Source organism: Empedobacter sedimenti, from assembly GCF_030005555.1.
In the GTDB taxonomy this organism is placed as follows: Bacteria; Bacteroidota; Bacteroidia; order Flavobacteriales; family Weeksellaceae; genus Empedobacter; species Empedobacter sedimenti.
This window is the reverse complement of sequence record NZ_JASCQG010000001.1, coordinates 98,265-120,001: the sequence shown is the minus strand read 5'-3', so window position 1 is coordinate 120,001 and position 21,737 is coordinate 98,265. Positions and strand designations below refer to the sequence as shown.

The window sequence follows — 21,737 nt, the reverse complement described above, 5'->3', positions numbered from 1 at the left end:
AAAAGATTACTTTGTTTCTCCAAAAATATCTCTCCATTTATTTAAACGTTCGCTAATTCGCCATTTAAAATCGGGCAAATAACGCATTTCTTCAGGAAATTTAGATAAAGGATACATTTTTCCGTCCGATTTTATGCGACAAGCAACCAATTCTACATCTTTTCCTACAACATCAACTTGTATAATTCCACAATACGATATATTAACACCATAACGCTCTTTCACCTTCGTTTTTTGATCGGTATCATCCATATAAGTCAATGCAACAGCATTCTCTTCTACATTAACAAAATCAATTTTATCATCTTGAAATAAAACCGTTAAATATTTTCCTTTGATTTGATGAAATTCTGTATCAACTAACGAATCAACTTTTGCAATAACAAATGCATTATTGAACACTTTCATCGAATCCATTTTTTCTGTTTTCGAATTTGTGTACGCTTCAATAAAATCTCCTGTAATTTGATTATCACCTGAAAATAAGATTGGGTCTTTGTAAAACTGCATTAATCCTTTGGTTTGATTATACACCAAAGAATCCGCTTTGCCATTAACATTCGATTTGTAAAAACGTGCTTTGTGAAAAGCTTTTACCAACGAAGTTGAATCTACATCATGACGTTTTACAGCTAATAAAGTATCAGCACTTATGTACAACGAATCTTTATCAAATGCTTTTACAGCATAAGCATTTTTGGTAACGTAAGCAGAATCTAAATAACGAAAAGCCTCTCCGTAATCTCCTTTTAAGAATCTTTTCTCTTTCGGATCATCTAAAACAACATCACCTTCTCCTTTTCCAAATCCAGTTTTGTCATTAAAGTATAATTTCTTTGCTGTAAGCGTTTTATCTTGATAGTAAACTTTTGAATTTCCTCTTAGCCACGCTTCTCCAGTCTTTTTATTAAAATCACCATCCGAAGTTATAATATATTGCGAAGGATCGTTTCGACGAGTAATTTTAGAATAATCACGGAAAGTTGTTAAACCAGTCGTATCATTCGTTGTCATTTTTCTCGAATAAATTGTATAATCTTTATTCGTAATAAATACTTCTGAACCAAAATCTGCAGATTTAGTTTTCGTATTATAAACAACATTACGCCCTTCTACCAAAGTTCCATCAGATCCAATTGTTTTGTACGAATCATTTACAATAATATTTCCCGTTAAACGCTCATAAATCATTTTCTCTGAACTGATTTGTTGCGTAGGAGTCTTTACTTCTACTTTACCAATTCCGGTTGCTATTTCAGTAGTACGATTATAATCCATATAATCTGCAGTAATACGAGAGCTAGCGTCTGTTAAGGTTACATTTTTGAATGCTTTTGCAATAGTTGTATTACCATCATACTCCATTTTATCTGCAGTAATCGTTTTGTCTTTGCTCACCAAACGAGCATTTGACCACACAACAGCCAAATTTTTGTCTTGATACAAAACAGCACTATCCGCATAAACCAAATCACCTTTATACTCAACAATTACGTTTCCAGATAAAAACTGATTTCCCTCAAAACGTTTTGCATCTCTTTCTACTGTATCTGCATGTTTTAAAATAACTTTAGCTTTTGGTGTTTTATTTTGAGCAAAAACATTTGCGAAACCCAAACTAACAAAGAGAAAAGCAAAAACTAATCTTAACGTGTTTTTATTTAAAATATTGATAGACAATGATGTAATTTTAAGAATTATATTTTTTCTTCGATTTTATAAAATCAAATCAAAATTAGTACTATTTTCTTCTACTTAAAAATATTTTTCAGATTTATGATTTCCTTTAAAATTGGATAAAACCTGTTAAAAAATCACAATTATATCACTTCTTCAAATACTAAAAAAACTGAAATAAATAGTAAATTGCATTACAAACAAATACTAAAAACCATGTCTAAAGCACAAAATGTAATTGATTCGCCAAATGCTAACACAACTTTTATGGTTTGGAACCTAAAAGATGATGTAGAATACGAAAAAACTTTCAAGGATTTATGTACATTAATTACCAATCTTAATCATTCGATAACAACACGTTTTCCTAAAACAAATTCAAGTATTGTAATGGGAATTGGTCATGACGCTTGGTTAAAACTTAATTTGCCTAATCCGTTACCAAAAGAGTTACGAAATTTCGATGAAATTAAAGGAATTAAACATACTGCAGTTTCTACAAAAGCAGATTTTCACTTTCATATCCGCTCTACAGAAAAAAGTCTTTGCTATGACATTTCTTCAAATTTGACAACTATTTTAGATAAAATTGCAACTTGTACCGAAGAAATTCATGGTTTCAGATATTGGGACGGTCGTAGTATTTTAGGTTTTGTGGATGGAACTGAAAATCCTGAAGGAACAAAAGATCGTTCGCATTTCGCTTTAGTTGGTCATGAAGATGAAAATTATAAAAACGGAAGCTACCTTTTTGTCCAAAAATATATCCACAACATGGATGCTTGGAAAAAATTACCTATTGAAGAACAAGAAAAAGTAATTGGTCGTAGCAAAGCTGATGATATAGAAATGAGTGATGATGTAAAACCGTCTAACTCGCATTCGGCACTTGCTAACGTCGGAGATGACAAAAAAATTGTACGCGACAATATGCCTTTTGGTAACATTTCGACAAACGAAATGGGAACCTATTTTATTTCATATGCAAGTACTTTTTCTACAGTAAATGAAATGTTGACCAGAATGTTTGTAGGAGAACCTAAAGGTAATTACGATCGTATTTTAGATTTTAGTACAGCTAAAACAGGAAGTTTATTCTTTGTGCCAAGTTTAGATTTGTTAGATTCATTTTCAGAATAAAATCCAAAAAAAATCCTTTTAAAGCAATTTAAAAGGATTTTTAATCTTATTATTTTTCTTTACGCGTTCCGTAAAAATACAATGAATGATTATCAATTTTAATATCAAAAACTTCTTCAATCGTTTGTTTAATCGTCTGAATTCGAGGATCACAAAACTCTAACACTTCACCAGTATCAGATAAAATAATATGATCGTGATTTTTGTCAAAATACGATTTCTCATAATGCGCTTGTTGATCACCAAACTGATGTTTACGTACCAATTTAGCTTCCATCAACAATTCTATTGTATTATATAAAGTAGCACGGCTAACGCGGTATTTCTTATTTTTCATTTTGATATACAACATATCGATATCAAAATGATCATCTGTAAAATAAATTTCCTCTAAAATAGCATAACGCTCAGGTGTTTTACGATGTCCATTCTCTTCTAAGAAATTCGTAAACACTTGTTTTACCACTTCATAATTACTTGATTTTACTGATTCCTCTGTCATATAAAAAGTTTGTGTAAATATACGGATTAATTCTTATCCAAATTAACGATAAAATCTTTTAATAGTACTAAAATTCTATTCTATAATAACATATTTTATAATTAGTATAAATAATCAATAAAGAATAAATGTAAACATTCATGAAACTTCAAAAATATTTCATCCTTTACAACACAAAGGTTAACTTTGCATCACGATGGAAGAAAATTATTTAGATAAACTCAACGAACCACAGCGTTTAGCTGTAGAAGCTACCGAAGGTCCTGTTATGGTAATTGCTGGTGCTGGTTCTGGAAAAACGAGAGTTTTAACATATCGAATCGCACATTTACTTCATAAAGGTGTAGATGCTTACAATATTTTATCTTTAACCTTTACCAACAAGGCCGCTCGCGAAATGAAAGAGCGTATTGGAACTGTGGTAGGTGATGCTAATGCAAAAGCACTTTGGATGGGTACCTTCCACTCTGTTTTTGCACGTATTTTACGTGTAGAAGCACCACTTTTGGGTTATCCTTCAGATTTTACAATATACGATCAACAAGATGCTGTTTCGGTGATGACAAAAATTATCAACGAAATGAATTTGGATAAGGATATTTACAAAGCCAAACAAGTTTTAGGTCGTATTTCTCAATACAAAAATAACTTAATCACTGTTAGAGCTTATCATAATAATCAAGCTTTGATTGAGGCTGATTCTGAAGCAATGCGACCACGGATGGGCGATATTTACAGAGCTTATGTAGATCGTTGTTTCAAATCTGGTGCAATGGATTTTGATGATTTATTGTTACGTACCAACGAAATTTTGACACGTTTTCCTGAGGTTTTAGCAAAATATCAAGAACGTTTCAAATACATTATGGTAGATGAGTACCAAGATACCAATCATTCTCAATATTTGATTGTAAAAGCCTTGGCTTCTCGTTACGAAAACCTTTGTGTAGTTGGTGATGATGCGCAATCTATCTATGCTTTCCGTGGTGCAAATATTCGAAATATTTTATCATTCAAATCAGATTATCCTGATGCGAAATTGTATCCATTAGAGCAAAATTACCGCTCTACACAAATGATTGTGGAAGCTGCAAATCAAATCATTAAACATAATCAAGATCAATTAGAGAAAAACGTTTGGACATCTAACGAAACTGGTGAAAAAATAGCCGTTTATCGCGGTCTTTCTGATGCTGATGAAGCACGTTATATTGCAACTCAAATCTGGGAAAGACAGATGAATGAACATCTTCAGCCAAAAGACTTTGCTATTTTGTATCGTACCAATGCGCAATCTCGTGCGTTAGAAGAAGCCTTGAGAAAAAGAGGGATTCAGTACCGTGTTTTTGGCGGAACGTCTTTCTATCAGCGTAAAGAGATTAAGGATATGGTTGGTTATATGCGTTTATTGATTAATCAAAATGATGAAGAAGCATTATTGCGAACGATTAATTATCCAGCGCGTGGAATTGGTCAAACAACAATTTCTAAACTTTTGGTTGCAGCCGATCAGCATCAAGTTTCTCTATTTACTTTGTTAGAAAATATTGCGATGTATGCTCCAAATATTGGAATTAATGCAGGAACGGCAAACAAACTGAATGATTTTGTGTTGATGATTAAGCGTTTCCAAGTCATGTTAAAATCGCATGATGTGTATGAAGTTACTATGGAAATGGCGAAAACAACACAATTATTGAATGCATTGAAAGAAGATTCTACACCAGAAGGTGTTTCGCGTTTAGAAAACGTTCAAGAATTGTTAAACTCAATTCAAGGTTATGTTGAAGAACAACGACAATTAGACGAAGGAGATGCTTCTTTAGGTGGTTTCCTTGAAAATATTGCCTTAGCAACTGATGCAGATAACGAAGAAGATGACGATAACAAAGTCAATTTGATGACCGTTCACTTAGCAAAAGGTTTAGAATTCCCTGTTGTATTTATTGCAGGTTTAGAAGAAAATCTTTTCCCTTCTATGATGAGTGTAAATACACGCGCTGAGTTAGAAGAAGAACGTCGTTTATTTTATGTTGCTTTAACTCGTGCAGAGAAAGTGGCTTACATGACGTATTCTGTTTCGCGTTTTCGTTGGGGAAAAATTATCGATTGCGAACCTTCTCGTTTCTTAGAAGAAATTGATGATAGTTTCTTGGAATGGAAAAACCTGAATGTTTCTGCAAGAGCTTCTAACAATAGTGGTTTATCAGCTGATTTATTTGGAGACGAACCTACTCCTCAAAAATATCAACAAAGAGAAAAATCGGTTGCTCGTCAAAATCCTAGAGCTCGTGTTGAGCCAGCTCAACCAAAAGCGAATTTCAAACCTGTAACTCAAACTAAAAATTCAGGAGCAAGCCCTGCAAATTCTCAAGGATTACAAATTGGACAAGTTGTCGTTCACGATCGATTTGGACGTGGTGTTGTAAAAGACTTACAAGGAGAACCAAGCGATATGAAAGCTGTCATTCACTTTGATAATGCAGGAGAAAAGAAATTATTATTAAACTTTGCAAAACTTAAAATCATAAGATAATTCACGAAAAAAAGACACTTATTTAGAGTGTCTTTTTTATTTTAAATCAATTAATTAAATATATTATACTCAACTATTACTTTAATAAAATTTAATTATATTCTAATCCATTCTACTCTACACAAATTATGAATTAGATTATTTTTAATGACAATGAATTAATTTTTTTTTAGCATTTTAGCACAAATTAAACACAAACAATTTTTTTACATGGACGAAATTATTAACTCCGTCAACGGTTATGTCTGGTCTTATGCCTTAATAGGACTATGCGCTATAACTGGAATTTACTTCTCTATTCGCACAGGTTTTCTACAAGTCGTATACATTAAAGATATGGTTCGCCTACTTTTTAGTGGTGAAAAATCTGATAAAGGAATCACACCTTTTCAAGCTTTTTCTTTGGCTATTTCTGGTCGTGTTGGTACCGGAAACATTGTAGGTGTAGCAACCGCAATTGCAATGGGAGGTCCTGGAGCAGTGTTCTGGATGTGGTTTATTGCATTTCTTGGAAGCGCCTCTGCATTTATCGAATCTACTTTAGGTCAGGTTTACAAACAAGAAATTAACGGAGAATACCGTGGAGGACCATCTTACTACATCGAGAAAGGTTTAGGAATTAAATGGTACGCTATTTTGTTCGCAATTATAACTATTATGAGCTGTGGTTTTCTTTTACCTGGTGTACAGTCAAATAGTATTTCTTCTGCTTTAAATAACGCTTTTGATATTCCAATTTATGATTTAGCTGGTATTCCAATTAACATTGTTGGTTTTGTTATCATAGCATTATTAGCATTAATTATATTTGGAGGCGTAAAACGATTAGGACAAGCTTCAGAATTCATTGTTCCATTTATGGCAGGTGCTTATATATTGATGGCTTTAATTATTATTGGAATGAATTTCCATCAAATTCCTTCTGTTCTAAAACTGATTTTTTCTTCTGCTTTCAATCAAGAAGCTCTATATAGTGGTGTTTTTGGTTCTGCAATTGCTTGGGGAATTAAAAGAGGAATTTACTCTAACGAAGCTGGTCAAGGTACGGCACCACACGCAGCAGCAGCAGCAGAAGTTGCTCATCCAGCACAACAAGGACTAGTACAAGCTTTTTCAGTATACATTGACACTTTATTTGTTTGTACAGCTACAGCTTTTATGATCTTATTTACAGGAAAATATAACGTTAATAATCCATCAGAAACAGGTAAATTTATTACAGAAAATATTCCTGGAGTAGATTACACAGGATTTACACAAGCTGCTGTATCAAATCATTTCCCTGCATTTGGAGACAGTTTTGTTGCAATTGCTTTATTCTTTTTCGCTTTTACAACAATTATGGCGTATTATTATTATGCAGAAACAAATATTACGTACATCTTTAAAAACGGAAACACAAAATTGTATGTTTGGATTTTACGAATAGGCTTTTTAGGGGCTACCTATTACGGAACAATTAAAACAGCAGAAACTGCTTGGGCTATTGGAGACATTGGTGTTGGATTAATGGCTTGGGTAAATGTTATTGCAATTTTGTTGTTAAGTAATGTAGGACTTAAAGTTTGGAAAGACTACAAACAAAAACGCAACAGAGGAATTTTAAATCCAGATTTTAAACCTACCGAAATCGGAATTAAAAATGCTGAATTTTGGGACAAAAAATACTCAAAATAAAAAAAGGCAACTCGTTTGAGTTGCCTTTTTAATTGCTATTAAAAACTTATATATATTATTGGGCTTGAGTAAACTCTAAATTAACCAATAATTTTACTTTATCAGAAACGACTAATCCACCAGCTTCTGTTACTTGACTCCATCCTAAACCATAATCTTTACGGTTGATTTCTCCTGAAAACTCAAATCCAGCACGAGTTAATCCGTAAGGATCTTTAATTACACCACCAAAATCAGCATTTAAAGTAATTGGTTGTTTTTCTCCACGGATTTCTAATGTTCCTTCAATTTTACCATTCTGAATACCTGAAGTACTCTCAAATTTCATTTCAGGAAATTGTTCTGCTGCAAAAAAGTCAGCTGATTTTAAATGTCCGTCACGATCTGAGTTTTTTGTATTGATTGATTCTACTTTTGCGTCAAATTCAAATTTCGCATCAGAAAAATTATCATCATTACTTTCTACACCAGCATTGAAATGATCAAAATTTCCTGTTACTGTAGAAATTACCATATGTTTTACTTTAAATTGTACTTCTGAATGAGAAGGATCTAAATTCCATTTTGTTGCCATAATTTTTGTTTTTTGTTTGTTATTTAAATTGATTTATTTTTTATCCTATTTTGAATGATAACATTCCTAATGACCCGTATATTAATTTGTCATTGAAAATTGTTATCTCTTCTTCTTTTCCTTGCAATGCTAATGCATAAATAGATGGCAAATAGTGTTCCATAGAAGGTATTGCTAAATTATATGCACTTCCTTTTTGTCCGAAATTGAAAAGTTCATCATGATTCCCTGATTGCAAAATATTTTTGAATGAATCATTTACTTCATAAGCCCAATCATAACCTGCATCAGGTTCATTCCAATTAAGCGCTCGTAAATTATGAACTACATTTCCACTTCCTACTATTAATACACCTTTACTACGTAAAGCATCTAATTCTCTCGCTAACTCATAATGTTGCTTTGGAGTTCTATTAACATCCAAACTCAGCTCTATCATCGGAACATCCGCTTCTGGATACAAAAATTTAATTACACTCCAAGAACCATGGTCAAATCCCCAAATGTTGTCTAAATCGACCTCTGTTGTTTTAATTAAATTTTTGACTTCAGTTGCTAATTCTGGACTTCCTGGCGCTGGATATTGAACATCAAATAAAGCTTGAGGAAAACCATAAAAATCGTGAATTGTTTTCGGCTGCTGTAATGCTGTAACCTTAGTCCCGTTCGTTTCCCAATGCGCCGAGATACAAATTATCGCATTAGGTTTTGGAATCGATTTACCAATACTTCTCCACCCTTCTACAAAACTATTTTCTTCGATTGCATTCATCGGAGAGCCATGTCCTAAAAATAAAACAGGCATTTTTTTAGTTGAAGAAAAACTTGATGTAATTGATTTTAAACTATTGAAATCCACGATTTTTATAATTATAATATTTTATTTATTATTTAGTTTTTGGTGTAGCAAATTCTAAATTTGAAGTTAATGTCACAATATCACCAACAACTGCTTCTGGAATATTACCTCCAATATTAAAATCACTTCTTTTTACATCACCTTTTACAGTAAATCCGTAAGTTTTAGTTCCTCTATTATCTATACTTCCATTATAAATTAACTTTAAAACTACTGGTTTAGTTACTCCGTTCATTGTTAAATCTCCTGTCATTTTAAATTGATTTCCTTTAACACGAGAAATTCCTTTTGAAGAAAACTCTAATTTTGAGTTTTTAGCTGTATTGAAAAAATCTGCTGATTTTAAATGATTATCACGTGCTTCGACTCCTGTATTAATTGAGTTAATATCTGCAACAACATGAAATTTTGCATCGCTAAAATCTTCTTTTGTAAAGTTTAAATGAACATCAAAATTTTGGAATTGTCCTTCAACATCAGAAATTGTCATGTGAGAAACTGAAAAACCTAATTTTGAATGCGCTTTATCGTTTGTATAGTTTTGAGCAAATGCAGACATTGAAGCTGCTGATAACATTAACGTGAATAATAATTTTTTCATAACGAATAATTACTTTGATTGTTTTAATTAATTATTTTGATAGGACAAATTTAGTTCAGACATCAACTAGATTTCATTGACATAAGATAAGAAATCGTTTTATTCTATAAAATACATTAAAAATCAACTAAAACTATCAATTAATATTCCAAATGAAGAGGATTTAGAAAATGTTAACAATAAAAAAGCACCTCAATTGAAGTGCCTTATACTATTTGATTGGACTAAAATACCAATACGTTGAAGTTTTTTTATTTTCTACTTCCAAAAATTCTGGAAATGCTTGTGGTAATAAATGTAATTCTTCTGATTTTCTTAAATCAGTTAAAATTTGACGCAACGGATATCCTTTTTTACGATCGTGAGGAAAATATCCTTTCTCTATCAAAAAAGGCATCATATCTTTTGTTTTCACACGTTCTAGGTTATTCTCTGTTAAATAAGCCTGAATATCTTCGCTCATTTTTTTGACCACTTCTCGATCAACTTGTATATAATCGTTTTTCTTCATATAATATTTTACCAATTTCCATTCATTAAAGTCAAAATCATAGGCCCTTCCGATGTAACCAAAACAGTATGTTCATGTTGAGCAAAAACACCAGGAGCATTTCCTATCATCGTCCAACCATCAGCTTGTTCAATTGCTTCGTAAGAATTTTCTGAAATAAAAGTTTCTAAAGCAATGACCGAATTTTTACGAAAACGACGTTTATCATCAGGATCGCGGAAATTCATCAAATCTAACGGTTCTTCGTGCAACGAGCGTCCTACTCCATGACCAGTTAAATTCTCGATCACATGATAATGATGTTTTTTTGCTTCTTTCTCAATAATTCCACCAATATCGGCAATTTTAACGCCAGATTTCACTGCTCCAACAGCTTTTTGAAGTGCAGAAATCGAAGCATTTACAATTTTTTGATAACCATTTACATCATCTCCAACAACAATAGATCCTCCATTATCAGCCCAAAAACCACCTAATTCTCCAGAAACATCAATATTAATCACATCTCCTTCTTTTAAAATTTTATCAGCTCTTGGAATTCCGTGACAAATTTCTTCATTCACACTTAAGCAAGTATAACCAGGAAATTTATAAGTTTCGAATGGAGCAGATTTGCATCCAAACTTAGCCATTATTGTCGCGCCAAATTGATCTAATTCTAACGTAGACATTCCAGGTTTTACATAATCTTTCATCTCTTTAAGAGTAACGGCTACAGCTTCGCTGACTTTTTTCATTCCGATTAACTCTTCTTCTGTCTCTATAATCATTGCTTAAATTCTATTGATTTCCTTTTCAGAAATCATTTGCAAATTTACGGGTATTTGTAACGATTATTCGCTTATTTTGATAGAAATTCGTGATTATTACATCATAGATTATATAGTTGAGTTATAAAGAAGTATATCAATCATAATGAAAACGACATTTCACAATTTGAATCTCGTCTTCTACAACACGATAAATTAACCGATGTTCATGATCAATTCTTCTTGACCAAAATCCTGCATATTTATGTTTGAAACTATTATTTGAATCTTTAATTCAAAATAAGAATAATTAATTAATTTTACACAATATTAGAAATCAGAAAAAATTAAATGAGTATAATTTCAGCAAAAGATATTATTGAATTAATAAATCTTAAATTAAATAAATTAATACCTATATTAACTATTTGTTTAACAATAATTCTAATTCCAGAAAATATCCTAAACAATTACAAATTGTCCATACTTGTAGAATATAAATGGATATTTATAACCGGATTCTTACTTTCATTTATATCAACACTTTCTATTTTATTTTCTAAACTACATTCAAAAATTGATTTATTTTTTAAGAAAAATAAAGAATTAAAATCAATCAAAAATACTTTAGAACAATTAGACAATTATGAAAAAGGGTTTATTAAAACATTTTACTCTGAAAATAAGAACACTTTAAGATTTGATTTTCAAGACTCAACAATTATTGGTCTGATTAATAAAGGAATTCTGCTACGCAATAATGAATTAATATTTAAGTTTGAAGTAGATTGTTCTATTTCACCAAATTTTAAAAAGGTTCTTGATTCAAACCTTGAATTATTAGAATAAAAAAATCCGTCAATTTGACGGATTTAAGTTTATATTTTTTGTAATGATTAATCTGCATCATAGATTAATACTCGTTTTGCTAATTTATTTGGTCCATTCAAAAACTCAATGTGTTGTGGATGTTTTTGATAGGCTTCAAATTGTTCCATCGTTTCAAAAGCTGCAAACAAAGAAAACGAATACGAAGCGTCGATAACATCTCTTTCGATATTTGCTGGTGTACCAACATGAAAAAATGCTGAAGGAGCAATTGGTTCTAAATCTTTCAAAGCTTGGTGAAATGTATTCACTTCAGCTTCTGTAGCGTCATCTTTTAACCAAAATAATACGTGGTGTGCTAACATAAAATTCTATTTTTAGTATGCAATTTGCATTTTTACTTTCTTATTTTTTACTTTTTGACCGTTCAATTTTTTCAATAAGTCTGGAACTTTTTTACGGTTAATCGCAACATACGAAGTGGTATCTTTTACTTCAATAATTCCGACATCGTTTTTCTCCAATTCACCTTTTTTGAATAAAAATCCAACAATATCAACTTTATTGACTTTGTCTTTTTTTCCTGCAGAAATATAAATCGTTTGGTAAGGAGTACGTTCAGGAATTTTATATGTTCCACCTAAATTTTCGACAGGTAAATCATTGTTTACAAACGGAAAATTTTCTTCATTACTGATAATTAAATACACAAAACCTTTTGCATTCATACGTGCTGTACGTCCATTTCTATGTATAAAAGCAGCTTCTTTTGTAGGTAATTGATAATGAATAATCGAATCAACCTCTGGAATATCCAAACCACGCGCAGCCAAATCTGTAGTGATTAAAACTCGAACCGAATCATTACGGAATTTTAACAACGCACGTTCGCGTTCGTCTTGCTCCATTCCTCCATGAAAACTTTCGCGCGCAATTCCTTTTTCATGCAACAAATTACTAATACGATCTACAGCATCACGGTGATTACAGAAAATCAACATACGTTTGCTTCCAATTTTACAAATCAAATTGAATAATGTATCTAATTTATCTTCAGAAATCGTGTTTACGACTTTCATGTGCAAATCTGGTTTTACCTCGATTTGTTTTAGATAGCTCACGATTTTTTCGTCATTCAAGCCAACAAATTCTGGAATGTTTTCCATTTCTGTAGCAGAAGTCAAAATTCGTTGTTTCAAGCCAGAAAGTTGCTCAACAATAAAGCTCATATCTTCTTGAAAACCTAATTCTAACGCTTTATCAAACTCATCTAAAACTAAAGTTTGAACAGTTGTAGGATCAAAATTTTCGTTACGCAAATGATACGCAATACGTCCTGGAGTCCCGATTAATACAGCCGGAGCTTCTAACAAAGTATTTTGCTCAACTTTTGTATTGTGTCCACCATAACAACACGTTACTTTATAATCAGATTTCATCGATTTGAAAACTGTTTCGATTTGTAAAGCTAACTCACGCGCAGGAACTAAAATTAAGGTTTGAACACCTTTTGCTTCTGGATTTAAATCTCTTAAAGTCGGAAATAAAAACGCCAAAGTTTTACCAGAACCTGTTGGTGATAATAGAATTAAATCTCGTTGATTTTCGGACATTTTGAATGCTGAACGTTGCATTGCATTCATATCTTTGATGCCCAAATTTTTATAAAGTAAATCGATTTGCATGCTGCAAAAATAGTCTATTCTTTCGAATTAATCATTTTTTGACGCTGTAGAAATCTTATAATCTTCCATAAATTCATCAAAAAGATTCATGATTTCGAAGTGATTTTTATCTAATGTATTGGCGTCAAACGAAACAACAGCACCGTACATTTTATTCCAAAATCTCATGCGCGCTTGTAAGAATTTTTGAGATTCATTATTGATAAAATCATCAGCATCAATAACTTTTATATTAATTACACGTTGGCGAGGTAATTTCAGTTCTTCAATTTCCAGAATTTTTCCCCATTCAATATAATTCAAATGATCCGTAGGTTTGTAAACGATTCCTTTTTTATCTATCAATAAAATCAATTGTTTTTTCATCAATTTTTTGATTGAAACGATGATGAATAGTAAACTTGGAACAAATAAAATTCCACTTAAAACTTTTGCAGTTTGCGGAGAATTAACTTGATTGGCGTTTAGAAATAAATAAATTGAACAAGCAAAAAATAAAAGACTACCAAATAATAATCCCCAATTGCTTGTCTGTTTTGCGTAAACTTTAACTGAATTCAACTGATTTTGTTTTTACAAAAATATAGATTTTAATCTTAATCAAAGGTTATAAAAAAAGAGCCTCAAAAACTGAGACTCTTTTTAATTATCCAAAAATTTCTTGATATTGTTTTTTATATTTTTCTAAAATAATTTTTCGTTTAAACTTTAGTGTTGGTGTCAATTCACCACCTTCTACAGTCATTTCATTTGGAATAATTGCAATCTTTTTGATTTGCTCCCAATGTCCAAAATTAGTATTCAGTTGATTGATTTCGTCTTCTAATTTCTTTTTGACAACATCATTTTTCTGAAAATCATCATGAGAAAGATTTACAATTTCTGAAGCATTTGACTGCGCCCATTTTTTTAAATTTATATAACTCGGAACTACAAAAGCACCAGGAAACTTCTCGCCTTCTCCAACAACCATCAATTGCTCGATGAATGGCGATTCTATCATTTTCATTTCAATTTGTTGCGGAACAATATATTTCCCTCCTGACGTTTTGTACATTTCTTTTTTACGGTCAACAATTTTAAGGAATTTATTGTCTACCCATTCGCCAATATCCCCCGTATATAGCCAACCATTTTTGATTTCTTCGGCAGTTTTTTCTGGCAAATTATGATAACCCATCATCACAATATCACCTTTCACTAAAATTTCACCATCATCGGCTAATTTTACTTCAACACCTTTCAGCGGAGGTCCAACAGTTCCAATCTTTTTCCCTCGACGGAAACAATTCACCGCAATTACTGGTGAAGCTTCTGTCAATCCATAACCTTCGTAAATTGGAATTTCGGCAGCTAAAAACACGCGAACAATTCGTTGCTGAATCGCTGCACTTCCCGTTACAATGGCTTTTAATTCGCCTCCAAGACCATCGTACCATTTGTGTAAAACTAATTTTCGGGCAATTGCTAATTTCAAATTATAAATTGCCGAACGCTGATCATCTTCTAAAACAAACTCATCGCCAACTTTTACAGCCCAATCAAAAATAGATTTCTTAAAACCTGATAATTGCGCTCCTGTTTGCATGATTTTTTCGTAGACTTTTTCAATCACACGAGGAACAGCCGTAATCATATGTGGCTTTATTTCCTTTAAATTATCGCCAATCTTGTCAATTGATTCTGCAAAATAGATCGAAATTCCCATGTACACATATAAATATTGAATCGTACGCTCATATGCATGACATGCAGGAAGAAAGGTCAAAGCACGATCATAAGGATCAAGCGGTGTTGAATATTCACAAGCAATAACATCTGCTATAATGTTTTTGTGCGACAACATTACACCTTTCGGATTTCCTGTTGTTCCAGAAGTATAAATCAAAAAAGCTAAATCTTCATGTTTCACATTTATAGCTCGTTTGTCTATTTCTTCTTGTTGAATTGTTTTTCCTTTTTCGATTAAAACATTCCAACTTTCTGTATTTTCAAACTCATCAATCGAGTACAATTGCTCTAATGAGGGCAATTTTGTTTTGAGTTGATTGATTCGCGTATACAAATCGAGGTTACTTGTAAAACATACTTTTATATCCGAATCCTTAAAAATATATTCGTAATCGTTATCAGAAATATTTGGATAAATTGCTACTACAACAGCTCCGATTTGTTGTATTGCATAATCTATCATATTCCATTCGACACGATTTTCTGAGATTAATCCCACTTTTTCACCTGGCTGAACTCCACAAGCGATCAATCCTTTTGAGATTATATCAACATGTTCTAAAAAAGTTGTGGTTTTCATTGGTTTCCATTCTCCATTTTGTTTGGAAACAAACATGGATAAATCAGGAAACTTTTCCAGCTGACGTTTTGGTAAATCAAAAATTCTGATTGCTTCCATAGCGCACTTATAGTTTTGTAATTTTGAAAAGAATTCGTCGAAAGTAACGTAAAATGATGAATTTTTCAAAAATATTATTTGAACTGCAAATAAAATAAATAATATGAAACCTACTTTTTGAAAAAAAACTTCCTAAAAAGCACTTCTTGAACTAGTTCAACGGTTAAGAATTCTACTCTACCTAGATTTGTAATATAAAAATAAGAACAATGAAAACTTTATTACATAAACTGTTCAATACAGAAATTAACCCAAAGATTCAAAATCTAACCTTATTAGCTTTCAGAGTTTTATTGTCTGCGGAGTTGATTTACGCACATGGACTAAAAAAACTTGGAGTTGGCGTTAGCGAAGCAGAAGTAGTTCCTAATCCTTTGAATTTACCTGAAGCTTTTAACTCATTATTTGCAGATGCAGCCAATTTGTTTTTTCCAGTGTTTGTCATATTAGGTTTAGCAACAAGAATTGCTATACTACCAATTTTGGCAGTGACATTAACTGGCTATTTCGTGTTACATTTTCACGATGCTCCTTTAGTAAAAGATACACCATTTATGTATAGTTTATCATTTTTAATGCTATTATTTTTAGGACCTGGGAAATACTCGTTAGATTATTTCATTCAGAGAAAAAAATAAGAAGAAGGAAAAGAGATTTATATTACAACAATATTGATTTTTTACTAGAGGTTAAAATCAAAATTACTTAAAACTACACAATATTAAATTTTATTAAAAAGAAGAAAAAAACACAAAAATTATCATTATTTAGCGATAAAAGCAAGATTTGTTACAAATCTTGCTTTTTTATATTTCTAAATACTTGTCATCTATTGATAAATTCCGTCAATTTCTTTTTTATATTTTTCTGCAATAATTTTACGTTTCATTTTGAGTGTTGGAGTTAATTCGCCAGTTTCTATTGTAAACTCATTTGGTAGAATTTCAAACTTTTTAATTTTTTCCCAATTTCCAAAATTAACATTAAGACGACTCACCTCATCTTCAATTAATTGCTTTATTTTAGCGTGCGTCAAAAATTCTTCTCGAGGTAAATTAATCAACGACGAATCATTTGTTTTTGCCCAATCTATACAGTTATCGTACGAAGGAATAATCAAAGCGGCTGGGAATTTTCGTCCTTCTCCCACCACCATAATTTGTTCGATAAAATTAGATTCAGAAAGAATTTTCTCAATTTGTTGCGGCACAACATATTTTCCTCCAGAAGTCTTAAACATTTCTTTTTTGCGATCAATAATTTTTAAGAATTTCTCCTCAACCCATTCTCCAATATCTCCCGTATAAAGCCAACCATCTTTCAAAACCTCATCCGTCGCTTCAGAATTTTTGTAATAACCTTGCATGATATTTTTTCCTTTAGCTAAGATTTCTCCATCTTCGGCTAATTTAATTTCGATATCAATCAACGGAATTCCTACTGTACCTATTTTCATTCCACGTTTGATACAGTTGACAGACAAACAAGGACCGGCTTCTGTTAAACCATAACCTTCATAAATTGGTATTCCGGCAGCTAAATACAACTTCAGTAAACGAGTTTGTAAAGTTGCACTTCCCGAAGCAATTCCTTTCACATTTCCTCCAAGCGCTGCTTTCCATTTAGAAAAGATTAATTTTCGAGCAATATTTAATTGAAATTTATACCAAGAAGATAGCTTTGATTCGTCTAAATCATATTTTTCTCCTAACGAAATTGCCCAAAAGAATAAAGCTCTTTTTATACCAGTCAATTGTTCGCCAGTCGCCATAATTTTATCGTAAACTTTCTCCAAAACGCGCGGAACAGCAGAAAAAATTTGTGGTTGAACTTCTTTCATATCTTGTCCAATCGTATCCATTGACTGTGCAAAATAAATTGGTAATCCCATTTTGATGTATACATATTGAAAAACTCTTTCATAAGCATGACAAGCAGGTAAAAAGGACAACGCTTTATCATACGCTTTTACAGGAAAAGAATACTCTGAACTATTGACATCTGCCAATAAATTTTCATGAGAAAGCATCACGCCTTTCGGATTACCTGTTGTTCCAGAAGTATAAATAAGAGTTGCTAAATCAGTTGATTTAACATCATCCATTCGTTTCTTTAATATATCATCCGTAATATTAATTCCTTTCGAAACTAATGAAATCCAATTGGGAGTATGCGGATAAGTATTGAATGTATAAACCTCATTAACACTCGGAATTTTATCTTTAATTCCTAATAAGCGCTGATACAACGAATCATTACTCACAAAACATAGTTTGATTTCGGCATTATTCAGAATAAATTCGTAATCATTATCTGAAATATTAGGATAAATTGCAACAACGACAGCACCAATTTGCTGAATTGCAAAATCGACTAAATTCCATTCCAAACGATTTTCGCTAATCAACGCAATTTTATCATTTGGTTGAACGCCATTTGCAATTAAACCTTTCGAAATATTATCTACTCTATTAATAAAATCTGCAGTTGAAATACCTTTCCAATTATCATCTTCTTTAAAATTAAAAATTGAGATATTGGGTGTACTTTTCTCCTGAAAACGTGGTAGATCGAATACTCTTTGTGGTTGTATCATACTTTTACAATAAGATTACAAATTTCGACTATTTCTTGATTTTATAAAATAATTACGCGTTTCTTTTGCGATAAAAAATAGAATTTAAAATGAATTGAAGTAGGCAGAATTCAATAAATAACTATTTATTAATTTTTTTAACATTAAAGATAAGTTTTGTTAAAAAACTCGTAATTTTCAATTAACACGTTATTCTAAGTGATGAAATAATTTTGACATCAAATTTAAAACATGAAACTCAATTTATTTCAATTATCAACAGTCGCACTTCTTATGGGAGCATCTACTGTTGCCTACGCGCAAGGAGACTTAGCTGGAATTTCAGGAAAAATTTCAGATTCAAATGGTAAAGAAATCTCAAATGCAACCATTGTTGTAAAAAATGAATCTACCGGATTTACAACCTCAACTAAGACAAATGAAAAAGGTGAATACCATTTAAAACAATTACCACTTGGTTCGCCCTATACGGTAACGATAATTTCTGAACAGCATGGAGAAGAAATACTATCTGGTTATAGTTTAAATCAAGGGGATTTAATTTGGGTTCCTTTTAAGTTTGCTAGTTTAGAAACAACAGGTTTAAACGAAGTAGTGGTAAGTGGACAAACTTTAAAAAGCTCAATCAAACAAGTTGGAGCTTCTACTTCTGTTACTGCAAAGGATTTACAAAATTTACCTGTAAATGGACGTAATTTTACTTCACTAATTGATCTATCTCCGTTAAGTAATGGACAAAGTATTGGTGGGCAATTAGCTTCTTCTGTAGATTATACAATAGATGGAATGTCAAACAGAGGAACAATTGCTGGTGGTTCTACCTCATCATCATACTCTATTTCTATGGAAGCTATTCGAGAGTTTAAAGTTGTAACAAACGAATATGATGTAACAAATGGACGTGCTGGTGGCGGAACAATTAGTACGGTAACAAAATCTGGAACAAATAAATTACAAGGAAGTGCTTTTTTATATGGACGTACAGATTGGTTATCTAGTCCTTATGACATTAGAGGTAACAAACGTAATAATGAATTCTCTACTTACCAATATGGTTTTTCTTTAGGAGGGCCAATTAAAAAGGATAAAGCACACTTTTTTGTTGCATGGGACAGACAAGTAGATAAACGTCCGTTACAAATTGCTGCTATTAATAATCCTAGTGATGAAGCTTTGTATAATGTAACACAATCTACATTAGATCAGTTTTTAGCAATCTCACGCGAGAAGTATGGTGTTTCTAATAACGCTCAATTTGGTTCTTTTGATAAAAATAAGGATACAAATGCAGGTTTTTTACGTATAGATTGGCAGCTTAATCCACGAAATTTGTTAACTATTCGTAACAATTTTGTGCATGAAAAAGATAAGTTATCTGAAGGAGATAACACATCAATCAACATGTACGAATCATATATTGATCGTAAAAAAACGGATAACAGTTTGATGTTATCGTTACGAACTGATTTTAATTCGCAAATTACAAACGAATTGAAAGTTCAATATTTCTTAGAGAATCAGTTTATTTTACCTTCTTCAGAGTTACCAAGTCAATCTATTCCAAGAGCAATTGTTGAAAGCATTGGATCTAAAATTGGAGAGAAAACACAATATACTAATATCCAATTAGGTGGACAACGTTTTTCACCAGAATGGTTTAAGGGAGATGTTATTCAATTAGTTGATAACGTTTACATTAATCGTGAAAATATAAAATATACCTTAGGTGGAGATTTCTCATATTACAGAATGCAAAATGTATACGGAAGTGAGATGAATGGACGTTTCTATTTTACAGGAATGGATAATTTCAATAATCTAAAACCTTATCGTTATGCAAGAGAAATCAGATTAACAGATGATCCATCAACAATAATTAATCAATTAAGCTCTGCTGTATACGGACAATTAGAAACTGAATTATCGCCAGGTTTAGACTTTATGGCTGGTGTTCGTTTTGAGAATATGAGTTATCTTAATGCAGCAAATTATAATGAAGTAGCTGACAAACAATTAGGTGTACGAACAGATAACAAAATCAGTACTTGGCAAGTACAACCTCGTTTTCAGTTTATGTGGGATATTAACCAAAACCGAAAAGATTTCGTGAAGTTTGGTGGAGGAATTTTTGGATCTTCTCTTAATCCATATTCTATGATTAACAATATGTTATTTGACGGAACAAAAGTAGCTGCTGTAGATATTGTAGGCTCTTTAGTACCTACTCCAGATTTTATCGGTTATAGACAAAATCCAGATTCGGCTCCAGGAAGAGATTTGTTCAATAATCCTAAAATAGAAAAATTAATTACAATTAATGCTAATAGTAAAGATGCAAAAGTACCAACGGTTTATAAATTGAATGCTTCTTATAATCATTTCTTTAGTGATCGTTTACGTGTTGGTATCAATGCTTACGCAAACTGGGCGCGAAACAATTATATGTACATCGATCGTAATATGGTAGACGATCCGTATTTCCGTATCAAAGACGAAGCAAATCGCGGAGTTTACGTTCCAGCCAATACGATTAATACAACAAATGGTAGTGCAAACTGGGTAAACGGACGTAAAACGAAAGATTTAGGACGTGTATTAGAATTAGTAAGTGAAGGTAAAAAGAATCAATATGCAATTGTCTTAGATGGTACATATCGTTATTACAGAGACGGTCAATTTTCTGTTTCTTATACATGGAATGATTCTAAAGATAATACTTCTTACAACGGAAATGTTGCCAATACAGCTACGCTAAGTTTGATGGTTCCTGAAGATCCAAGAAATTTAAGTAAAATGAATTATTCTGATACACATTTCAGACACAAATTAGTTGTTTATGGACAGTCACCAACATTCTGGGGAATGACAGCTGGTATTCGTTTTAGTGGAATTGGGGGTACACGCTATTCACTAGCTGTAAACGGAAATATGAACGGAGATTTTGTTAATTCAAATGATTTAGCCTATATCTATGATCCAAACAATCCAAATACACCTGAATATCTAAAAACTGGAATCAATGCTATTTTAAATAACCCTGATGTAGAGGATCATACAAAAGAGTATATCCGCAAAAGTTTTGGTAAAATAGCTGAACGTAATGGTGGTATCAATGGTTTCGCAGGGACTTTTGATTTACGATTAGCGAAAAAATTCAAAATCGTTGATAAACATAAATTTGAAGTAGCAATGGATATTTTCAATGTTGCTAATTTATTAAGTAAAGATTGGGGAGTTGGTCCACGTATTGGTAAACAAAACATTTATTCTATCAAAAGCTTTGATGCCGCGAATGAAAAATTTGTGTACAATGTCAATACAAATACAGGAAAAACGAGTTATGCATTTAGTCCATATCAAATTCAAATCGGATTTAGATACAGTTTTTAAGC

The 21,737-nt window shown here is 31.8% G+C and carries 19 protein-coding genes; 6 read left to right on the top strand and 13 right to left on the bottom strand.

Annotated elements, in window-relative coordinates; genetic code table 11:
* Window positions 1-6 precede the first annotated feature (6 nt).
* Complete coding sequence (locus tag QHG34_RS00565; protein ID WP_282628128.1) at window positions 7-1,680, bottom strand: OstA-like protein; 1,674 nt, start codon at window positions 1,678-1,680, stop codon at window positions 7-9.
* Between the two features lie 213 nt (window positions 1,681-1,893).
* Here QHG34_RS00565 and QHG34_RS00560 point away from each other — a divergent pair, with 213 nt between their 5' ends.
* A complete protein-coding gene (locus QHG34_RS00560) occupies window positions 1,894-2,817 on the top strand; it encodes a Dyp-type peroxidase (RefSeq protein ID WP_282628127.1) in 924 nt (307 codons plus the stop codon).
* Window positions 2,818-2,866: 49 nt separating this feature from the next.
* Here the strand turns inward: QHG34_RS00560 and QHG34_RS00555 are convergent, their stop codons facing one another.
* A complete protein-coding gene (locus QHG34_RS00555) occupies window positions 2,867-3,319 on the bottom strand; it encodes a Fur family transcriptional regulator (protein WP_282628126.1) in 453 nt (150 codons plus the stop codon).
* Between the two features lie 196 nt (window positions 3,320-3,515).
* Between QHG34_RS00555 and QHG34_RS00550 the strand changes: the two genes are divergently transcribed.
* Window positions 3,516-5,855, top strand: coding sequence for an ATP-dependent helicase (locus QHG34_RS00550; protein WP_282628125.1), 2,340 nt, complete (start codon window positions 3,516-3,518; stop codon window positions 5,853-5,855).
* 210 nt (window positions 5,856-6,065) lie between these two features.
* A complete protein-coding gene (locus QHG34_RS00545) occupies window positions 6,066-7,532 on the top strand; it encodes an alanine/glycine:cation symporter family protein (RefSeq protein WP_282628124.1) in 1,467 nt (488 codons plus the stop codon).
* Window positions 7,533-7,587: 55 nt separating this feature from the next.
* Here the strand turns inward: QHG34_RS00545 and QHG34_RS00540 are convergent, their stop codons facing one another.
* From QHG34_RS00540 to QHG34_RS00515, 6 genes are all read right to left on the bottom strand, one after another.
* The gene (locus QHG34_RS00540) at window positions 7,588-8,106 is read right to left on the bottom strand and encodes a YceI family protein (RefSeq protein WP_282628123.1); all 519 of its coding nucleotides are present in this window, start codon (window positions 8,104-8,106) and stop codon (window positions 7,588-7,590) included.
* 40 nt (window positions 8,107-8,146) lie between these two features.
* A complete protein-coding gene (ygiD, locus tag QHG34_RS00535; RefSeq protein WP_455424182.1) occupies window positions 8,147-8,965 on the bottom strand; it encodes a 4,5-DOPA-extradiol-dioxygenase in 819 nt (272 codons plus the stop codon).
* A 28-nt stretch (window positions 8,966-8,993) separates the two neighbouring features.
* Window positions 8,994-9,566: a YceI family protein gene (locus QHG34_RS00530; protein ID WP_282628121.1), complete on the bottom strand. Its 573-nt coding sequence runs from the start codon at window positions 9,564-9,566 to the stop codon at window positions 8,994-8,996.
* Window positions 9,567-9,777: 211 nt separating this feature from the next.
* Window positions 9,778-10,077, bottom strand: a complete 300-nt coding sequence (locus QHG34_RS00525; protein ID WP_282628120.1) for a hypothetical protein — start codon at window positions 10,075-10,077, stop codon at window positions 9,778-9,780.
* Window positions 10,078-10,085: 8 nt separating this feature from the next.
* A complete protein-coding gene (map, locus tag QHG34_RS00520) occupies window positions 10,086-10,847 on the bottom strand; it encodes a type I methionyl aminopeptidase (RefSeq protein ID WP_282628119.1) in 762 nt (253 codons plus the stop codon).
* 136 nt (window positions 10,848-10,983) lie between these two features.
* Window positions 10,984-11,121 (bottom strand): Txe/YoeB family addiction module toxin, encoded by a 138-nt coding sequence (locus tag QHG34_RS00515; RefSeq protein ID WP_320416879.1) that lies wholly within the window; start codon window positions 11,119-11,121, stop codon window positions 10,984-10,986.
* Window positions 11,122-11,177: 56 nt separating this feature from the next.
* Between QHG34_RS00515 and QHG34_RS00510 the strand changes: the two genes are divergently transcribed.
* Window positions 11,178-11,675 (top strand): super-infection exclusion protein B, encoded by a 498-nt coding sequence (locus QHG34_RS00510; protein ID WP_282628118.1) that lies wholly within the window; start codon window positions 11,178-11,180, stop codon window positions 11,673-11,675.
* Window positions 11,676-11,722: 47 nt separating this feature from the next.
* Here QHG34_RS00510 and QHG34_RS00505 read toward each other — a convergent pair whose 3' ends face one another.
* The 4 genes from QHG34_RS00505 to QHG34_RS00490 form a co-directional block, all read right to left on the bottom strand.
* Window positions 11,723-12,019: a Dabb family protein gene (locus QHG34_RS00505; protein WP_282628117.1), complete on the bottom strand. Its 297-nt coding sequence runs from the start codon at window positions 12,017-12,019 to the stop codon at window positions 11,723-11,725.
* 12 nt (window positions 12,020-12,031) lie between these two features.
* Window positions 12,032-13,339 (bottom strand): DEAD/DEAH box helicase, encoded by a 1,308-nt coding sequence (locus QHG34_RS00500; protein ID WP_282628116.1) that lies wholly within the window; start codon window positions 13,337-13,339, stop codon window positions 12,032-12,034.
* A gap of 27 nt (window positions 13,340-13,366) precedes the next feature.
* Window positions 13,367-13,900 carry an STM3941 family protein gene (locus QHG34_RS00495; RefSeq protein ID WP_282628115.1) on the bottom strand — a complete coding sequence of 178 codons (534 nt, stop codon included), beginning with the start codon at window positions 13,898-13,900 and terminating at the stop codon, window positions 13,367-13,369.
* An 85-nt stretch (window positions 13,901-13,985) separates the two neighbouring features.
* A complete protein-coding gene (locus QHG34_RS00490; RefSeq protein ID WP_282628114.1) occupies window positions 13,986-15,749 on the bottom strand; it encodes an AMP-dependent synthetase/ligase in 1,764 nt (587 codons plus the stop codon).
* Between the two features lie 209 nt (window positions 15,750-15,958).
* On the opposite strand from QHG34_RS00490, the gene QHG34_RS00485 reads away from it, so the two are divergent.
* Window positions 15,959-16,387, top strand: a complete 429-nt coding sequence (locus QHG34_RS00485) for a DoxX family protein (RefSeq protein ID WP_282628113.1) — start codon at window positions 15,959-15,961, stop codon at window positions 16,385-16,387.
* 191 nt (window positions 16,388-16,578) lie between these two features.
* Here the strand turns inward: QHG34_RS00485 and QHG34_RS00480 are convergent, their stop codons facing one another.
* Window positions 16,579-18,345 (bottom strand): AMP-dependent synthetase/ligase, encoded by a 1,767-nt coding sequence (locus QHG34_RS00480; protein WP_282628112.1) that lies wholly within the window; start codon window positions 18,343-18,345, stop codon window positions 16,579-16,581.
* Between the two features lie 231 nt (window positions 18,346-18,576).
* Between QHG34_RS00480 and QHG34_RS00475 the strand changes: the two genes are divergently transcribed.
* Window positions 18,577-21,735 (top strand): TonB-dependent receptor, encoded by a 3,159-nt coding sequence (locus tag QHG34_RS00475; protein ID WP_282628111.1) that lies wholly within the window; start codon window positions 18,577-18,579, stop codon window positions 21,733-21,735.
* Window positions 21,736-21,737 lie beyond the last annotated feature (2 nt).